The organism is Gracilinema caldarium, from assembly GCF_029265695.1.
In the GTDB taxonomy this organism is placed as follows: domain Bacteria; phylum Spirochaetota; class Spirochaetia; order Treponematales; family Breznakiellaceae; genus Gracilinema; species Gracilinema caldarium_A.
In genome coordinates, this window is sequence record NZ_JAJUHW010000077.1 from 1 (window position 1) to 5734 (window position 5734).

At 51.0% G+C, this 5734-nt stretch carries 6 protein-coding genes; 3 read left to right on the forward strand and 3 right to left on the reverse strand.

Annotation, left to right across the window (positions count from 1 at the left end; all coding sequences use genetic code 11):
* Together Q7P68_RS13785 and Q7P68_RS13790 are read right to left on the reverse strand one after the other, a co-directional pair.
* A partial coding sequence (locus Q7P68_RS13785; RefSeq protein WP_304226636.1) for a hypothetical protein occupies nt 1–422 on the reverse strand: 422 nt, incomplete at its 3' end.
* A gap of 2 nt (nt 423–424) precedes the next feature.
* Complete coding sequence (locus Q7P68_RS13790; protein ID WP_304226638.1) at nt 425–2092, reverse strand: adenylate/guanylate cyclase domain-containing protein; 1668 nt, start codon at nt 2090–2092, stop codon at nt 425–427.
* Nucleotides 2093–2192: 100 nt separating this feature from the next.
* Between Q7P68_RS13790 and amrB the strand changes: the two genes are divergently transcribed.
* The gene (amrB, locus tag Q7P68_RS13795) at nt 2193–3113 is read left to right on the forward strand and encodes an AmmeMemoRadiSam system protein B (protein ID WP_304226640.1); all 921 of its coding nucleotides are present in this window, start codon (nt 2193–2195) and stop codon (nt 3111–3113) included.
* 7 nt (nt 3114–3120) lie between these two features.
* Here the strand turns inward: amrB and Q7P68_RS13800 are convergent, their stop codons facing one another.
* Nucleotides 3121–3705 carry a tetratricopeptide repeat protein gene (locus Q7P68_RS13800; protein WP_304226642.1) on the reverse strand — a complete coding sequence of 195 codons (585 nt, stop codon included), beginning with the start codon at nt 3703–3705 and terminating at the stop codon, nt 3121–3123.
* Between the two features lie 118 nt (nt 3706–3823).
* Here Q7P68_RS13800 and Q7P68_RS13805 point away from each other — a divergent pair, with 118 nt between their 5' ends.
* Nucleotides 3824–4696 (forward strand): ATP-binding protein, encoded by an 873-nt coding sequence (locus Q7P68_RS13805; protein WP_304226643.1) that lies wholly within the window; start codon nt 3824–3826, stop codon nt 4694–4696.
* Nucleotides 4693–5734 (forward strand): DUF438 domain-containing protein (locus Q7P68_RS13810; RefSeq protein ID WP_304226645.1); only part of this gene is annotated, 1042 nt, incomplete at its 3' end. The genes Q7P68_RS13805 and Q7P68_RS13810, both read left to right, overlap by 4 nt.

Consider the following 5734-nt stretch of genomic DNA (forward strand, 5'->3'; position numbering starts at 1 on the left):
GCGTCATAGACTGCCATACGCCATGAAAGGCGCTGGGCTTCAAGGACCAGATCTACCGTAAAAACCCAGCGGCTCGTTTGTTGAATTCCCGCATCTACTGCGGCGTCAACCAGGCTTCGTGTAGGGTCTGTAACATTATGAGTATCCGCAAGCTGGTTCCCATCCCGTTCCAGGGAGGTCTTGAGGTTTTGCAGAATATAGCGGGTAAATGATTCAAGCTCAGAAGCCATGTCTGCTTCCCCCTCAGCCCGCCAGAGGATAAGATACTTGCTGGTATCAAGGTCACCTTTGGTATTTTCCTGCTCTGTTGTTAACACTTCGGGAGCTTGCGCATGAGCGGCTGGCAGTGAGACAAAACAAAGACAGACCAGAAAAAGCGAGACAAGAGCTACCTTACATCCTAGTCTGTCGGTTCGATTCATCATCATTTCTCCGTCATGACCTCTACCCCGTCCCAGTCGGGGGGAGGAGGATTTTTCGCATAACGATGACTGCGTTCAAGATACTGAGTTGCGATATCGTCCCCGGGGAGCAAGGCTAAAATCTTTTCAAAAAGCTCTGCAGCCCGTCCAAAATAACGGCGATAGTATAGATCCACCGCTTCTTCGTGCATTTTCCATGCCTCTGCTTCGACTTTACTAATTTCCCTGCGGGCGGTAAGTATAGGAACCCCCTGGGTCTTGCCTTTAACGGCTACCTTGTCCACCATGCGGCAGGGTATTTTCCCCTTGATATGTTCATAGACATAGTCAGAGAACAGAATGGGTTGATGGTAATATTTCGTGAGTCCTTCGAGACGGGAAGCCAGGTTTACCGTGTCGCCGATAACCGTATAGTTCATCTTTTTGTCACAGCCGATATTGCCCACCGTTACAATACCGTAGTTAATGCCCACGCCGATTTTAAACTCTGGCCCCCCTAATCGTTTTTGCTCATCATTAAAAACGGTAAGGGCTTCGGTCATTTCGAGGCCTGCCAGCACCGAATCCAGCGCGTCATGACCGTGGCTTACCGGTGCGCCAAAAACGGCCATAATAGCGTCCCCAATGTATTTATCCACCATGCCGTTACGGGCTACGATAACATCAACCATGATAGAAAAATACCTGTTCAGGGCATTTACCAGGGCGTCGGGGGCCATCTTTTCTGAAATAGTAGTAAAACTCCGAATGTCAGAAAAAAGGATTGATACATTCCGATTATTGCCAACCAGCATTTTATCGGGGTTCATAAAGACTTCATCAATGACATCTTTGGGGACATAGAGCTGAAAAATATTTCGAATCCGGGTTTCTCGTTTCTGAGCTACCACAGCTTCAAAAGCATATTTCTTTATTTGATTGTAAGCGGTATCTAGTTCTTCGAGCATGAGGTTAAAGGTATGGGAAAGCTGTCCGATTTCATCCTTGTATAGTACCGGCACCCGTTCGGAAAGGTTATTTGATTGGATAATCCGGCGCATGACTTCCACAACCTTTTCGATAGGTCGGGTCAGATAGCTTGTCATAAGGAGGAGGAGCAGAATGCTGATAAGGCTCGCCCCGATGAGTATATAAAGGGTTGTTTGTGCAATAGATTCAACATCGCCAAAAAAGGTCTGACGCTGTTCGGATACAAAGACTTGCCAGCCAAAGGGTGCAAAGGGAAAGGTAACCGCTACGCGTTCAATACCACCAAGGGACAGGGTTACAAAGCCCCGCTGCCCCGCAGGAATAGTTTTCTGTATGGCCTCCAGTTCCGCCGATAGAGCAGAAGAGCTGCCAATAGCGCCTATTTGCAGCGCCAGGGAGCCCTTGTTATCCATGGCAAAAATCGCTTCCGTGGCACTGCGCAAAATACTGCGGCCGAAGGACTGGACCGCTGTCTGGGCCGCCTGCTCCATGTCGCTCCGGCCCACATAGCCGTTATCTACCAGCAAGTTCCATTGGCTATTCGCATAATTTTCAAGTTCCTCCGCCTTAAAGGTAAGGAAATCTACCGCAAGCCGGGTAACGGCAGAGGCGGCAGAAAAATAGGAAGAAACTCCTGCAAGCACAACAGAGGCTATCAAAAGGGGCATGACCACTACAATTGTTTTCAGGCGGATACTCATAAGACCAGTATACCTTGAAACGGGGGCTTTTTCAAAGCATCGAAATGAGGAAATGCTCACCTTTGTTGCATTCAACCACAAAGGGTTCTACACTTAGAGTATGCTTGAAATAACCAACCTATCGGATAATTCCGAAAAACGGCGTACTGCGGTGGTGGCAGGGATATTTTATCCTGAAACCGAAGCAGAAATCAGAAAGGCCCTGCAAACCTACCGCTCGATGCAGGATGAAACTGAAGTAGCGTCGGATCCCCTCGTCCTCATAGTCCCCCATGCGGCATGGGATATTGCGGGTCCCCTCCTCGCCCGGGCCTTTAATCAGGTTAAAAATCGTTCTATAACCCAGGTGGTACTCATTGGACCGCTGCACGAATGGCACGAAGAGGGCGTTTTTCTCAGTGATTCCTCGGTATTTGAGACCCCCCTGGGCGATATTTCGGTAAACCTCGATAAGGTTGATGAACTCCTCTCCTGCACAACCGCATTGGAGATTAACGACATCCCTCATTTGGCTGAACATTCCCTAGAAGTCCTTCTTCCCTGGGTGCAGATTACCTGCCCCGGCGCTTCAATCGTACCGATTCTTATTGGAGCCTTCAGGACGAGCCACATCCATTCCTTAAGCCGAGCCCTTGAGATCAGCTTTGGAGAAGAACTTGATAAAACCCTTTTTGTCATTACCACAAACCTGTCCGCCCATTATGACGACAACGAGGCCTTTGAACAGAGCCGGCTGTTTTTGGAACTAATACGGGAAAGGAAGGCCAACGATATACTTTCTTTTGTAAAATCTTTTCGGATTTCTGCCTGCGGGGCTGCCGGGGTGGCTGCTTTTCTCGGCTGTAATTTCTCTTTCTCCGGTCAGCATTCCCTTAAAGAACCCCTGCTGCTCGGCCAAGCCTCTGCCCGGACCGATTCGGGGATGTCTGCATCGGGCCTTGCGAAAGAGCTCTACGGAGGTCCCTATGCAGAGCCGGATCGATCGGTCCATTATGCGGCACTTTCTATTCCAATGCCGTAGAAAAGCCTTATTTCAGGTATCGCCTAAGATTCTGAACATGGTCGATGGCTAACATTTTCAGATTGATGGGTGCATCCTCCGAGGCGATGCGTTCAAGCAGTTCCAGTGCCGATTCCAGATCCCCCTGGCGCAGCCTGACCGACGCAAGGGCATACATGGCCTGGTAATCGAATTGGTTAAGCCGGTAGGCTTCTTCGATCATATCAGAACCCCGTTCAAAATCGCCGAGCCGATCCAGTACTACCCCTAAATTACGGAGCACTCCCCCATCCTGGGGCGCCAGGTCCAGGGCCCGTTCTAGTTCCTTTCGAGCTTCTTCTATTTTGCCAAGTCTATATAAAGCGCAGCCCAGGGCTTCATGGGCTTCGGGTATGCTTTCTTGGAGGGAGAGGGCCCGTTCCAAAGCTTTAACCGCCTTTGTATGCTCCCCGCCTTCGGTAAAGGCGATGCCCAGGGCTGTCAGTGCAGAACAGTCTGTCGGGTCCTCAGCCACGGCCCGCTCAAGAAGGGTCACCGCGCCTGCATAATCGCCCTTGCCTAAAAGGTCATTGGCAGCCAGAAGATCCTGTGCGGATACACCATCATCTATCATCTTAAGCCCCTCTTACAATTTACTATAAATAGACACAAAACGGTAACCTTGGTTACAGAAAAAATTCAATTACCTTTCTATAATAGTCATATTAAGGATTTTAACATGAGGAGCACAAATGAAGCGAACTATTATTTCTATAAATGAAGAACTGTGCGACGGATGCGGGGCCTGCACCAATGGCTGCCCCGAAGGAGCCTTGCAGCTCATTGACGGCAAAGCACGCCTTGTGGGGGATTTACTCTGCGACGGACTCGGGGCCTGTATCGCAACCTGTCCCCGGGGGGCCATCAACATAGAAGAACGGGAAGCGGAACCGTACAACGAGGCCCTGGTCATGCGGCGCAACATCATCCCCAAGGGGGAAAAAACCATCCAGGCCCATCTGGAACACCTGTACCATCATGGCGAAGAAGGCTACCTCAGTACAGCCCTCGATGTATTAGCCGAAGAGGGCATCCCCATACCTCAGGGCTTTGCCCAGGACTTTGCGGCCCTAAATGCCACGGCAGAAAAGCCAGAACAAAGATTTCAGGCAACAGGAGGTATGAGGCTAAAACCCCTCGCAGCAGCACCGTCTGTGCACGGTACTGCCGCAGCGGAGCAGCCCAGCGCCCTCACCCATTGGCCTATACAGCTCCATCTTATCAACCCGCGGGCGCCCCACTTTGCCCGATCCAACCTGCTCCTTGCAGCGGACTGTACGGCCTTTTCACTGGGGAATTTTCATAGCCAATGGCTGACCGGGAAAACCCTGGTCATCGGCTGCCCTAAATTGGATGACGGCATTGAACGGTACATTGAAAAGCTTACCTTGTTAATAGACGAGGCTAAGGTGGATACGATTACGGTTCTGCGCATGCATGTACCCTGCTGCGGAGGCCTTGTCATGATTGCCCAAGAGGCCAGGAATCAAGCCAAACGGAACGTGCCGATTAAGGCGGTTACGGTTAACGAAGCGGGTACCATTTTACAGGAGGAATGGTTATGAGCGAACTCATACAAAACGACGCATATAAACGGGAAGAACTTAAAAAAATTATCAAACGTCTCCATGACGGGGAAAGCGTAAGCCGGGTAAAAAAGGACTTTGACACCCTCATAAAAAACGTGAGCGCAGAAGAAATCGCCGCCATGGAGCAGGCCCTCATGCAGGCGGGCATGCCCGCGGAAGAAATACAACGGCTCTGCGAAGTCCACGTGACGGTCTTTGAAAACACCTTAGAAAGTCAGGGAAAGCCCGAAAAGTTAAGCGGCCATCCGGTGCATACCTATATGGCAGAAAACGATGCAGCCCGCGCTTCTCTTAAGGTTCTTAAAAAGACCTACCGAAAACTCTTTTTGCCCTGGGGCAGGACTCAAGCAAACGCTGAAGCTTTTACAAAGGCCGTTTTGGATTTCAGGAAAATTCTTATCCACTATACCAGAAAGGAAAACCAGCTTTTCCCGTACCTGGAAAACGCGGGCTTCGATGCTCCTTCCAAGGTCATGTGGGGCAAGCACGACGAAATCCGCGCCCTTTTCCGGGAAATAGAAGAAGCCCAAAAAAACAAAGACTTCGGTACCGCTGCGTGGAAAGCCCGGCTTCTTGCGGGGAAGGCACAGAAAATGTTTTTTATGGAAGAACATATTCTCTTTCCTACGGCGCTCCGCAAGCTGGACGAAAAAACCTGGGTCGCTATCCGACGGGGAGAAGCCGCCATCGGCTACGCATGGGTACAGCCGGGCAGCATCTGGGACCCGGATATTGTAGAGGCCAGATTGATGAATGGAGAGGAGGCTGCTACAGCTTCTAGGGCCCCGGGGGATGCCGCTTTAACCGCCAGCGGAACCTCTGGAGCTGCCGCACCCGCTGAGGGCGAGGCTCCGGGGGCGAAATCGCCCCTTCCAAAAACAGTAACGACTCCAGATAAGGTCCCAGGGGCGAAATCGCCCCTTCCAGAAACGGTAACAACTCCAGATAAGGTCCCAGGGGCGAAATCGCCCCTTCCAGAAACGGTAACGACTCCAGATAAGGTCCCAGGGGCGA

Excerpts from the sequence above, each read along its gene's own strand:
- Q7P68_RS13805 (WP_304226643.1), top strand. The coding sequence starts at position 3,824 with ATGAAGCGAACTATTATTTCTATAAATGAAGAACTGTGCGACGGATGC.
- Q7P68_RS13800 (WP_304226642.1), bottom strand. The coding sequence starts at position 3,705 with ATGATAGATGATGGTGTATCCGCACAGGATCTTCTGGCTGCCAATGAC.
- Q7P68_RS13790 (WP_304226638.1), bottom strand. The coding sequence starts at position 2,092 with ATGAGTATCCGCCTGAAAACAATTGTAGTGGTCATGCCCCTTTTGATA.
- amrB (WP_304226640.1), top strand. The coding sequence starts at position 2,193 with ATGCTTGAAATAACCAACCTATCGGATAATTCCGAAAAACGGCGTACT.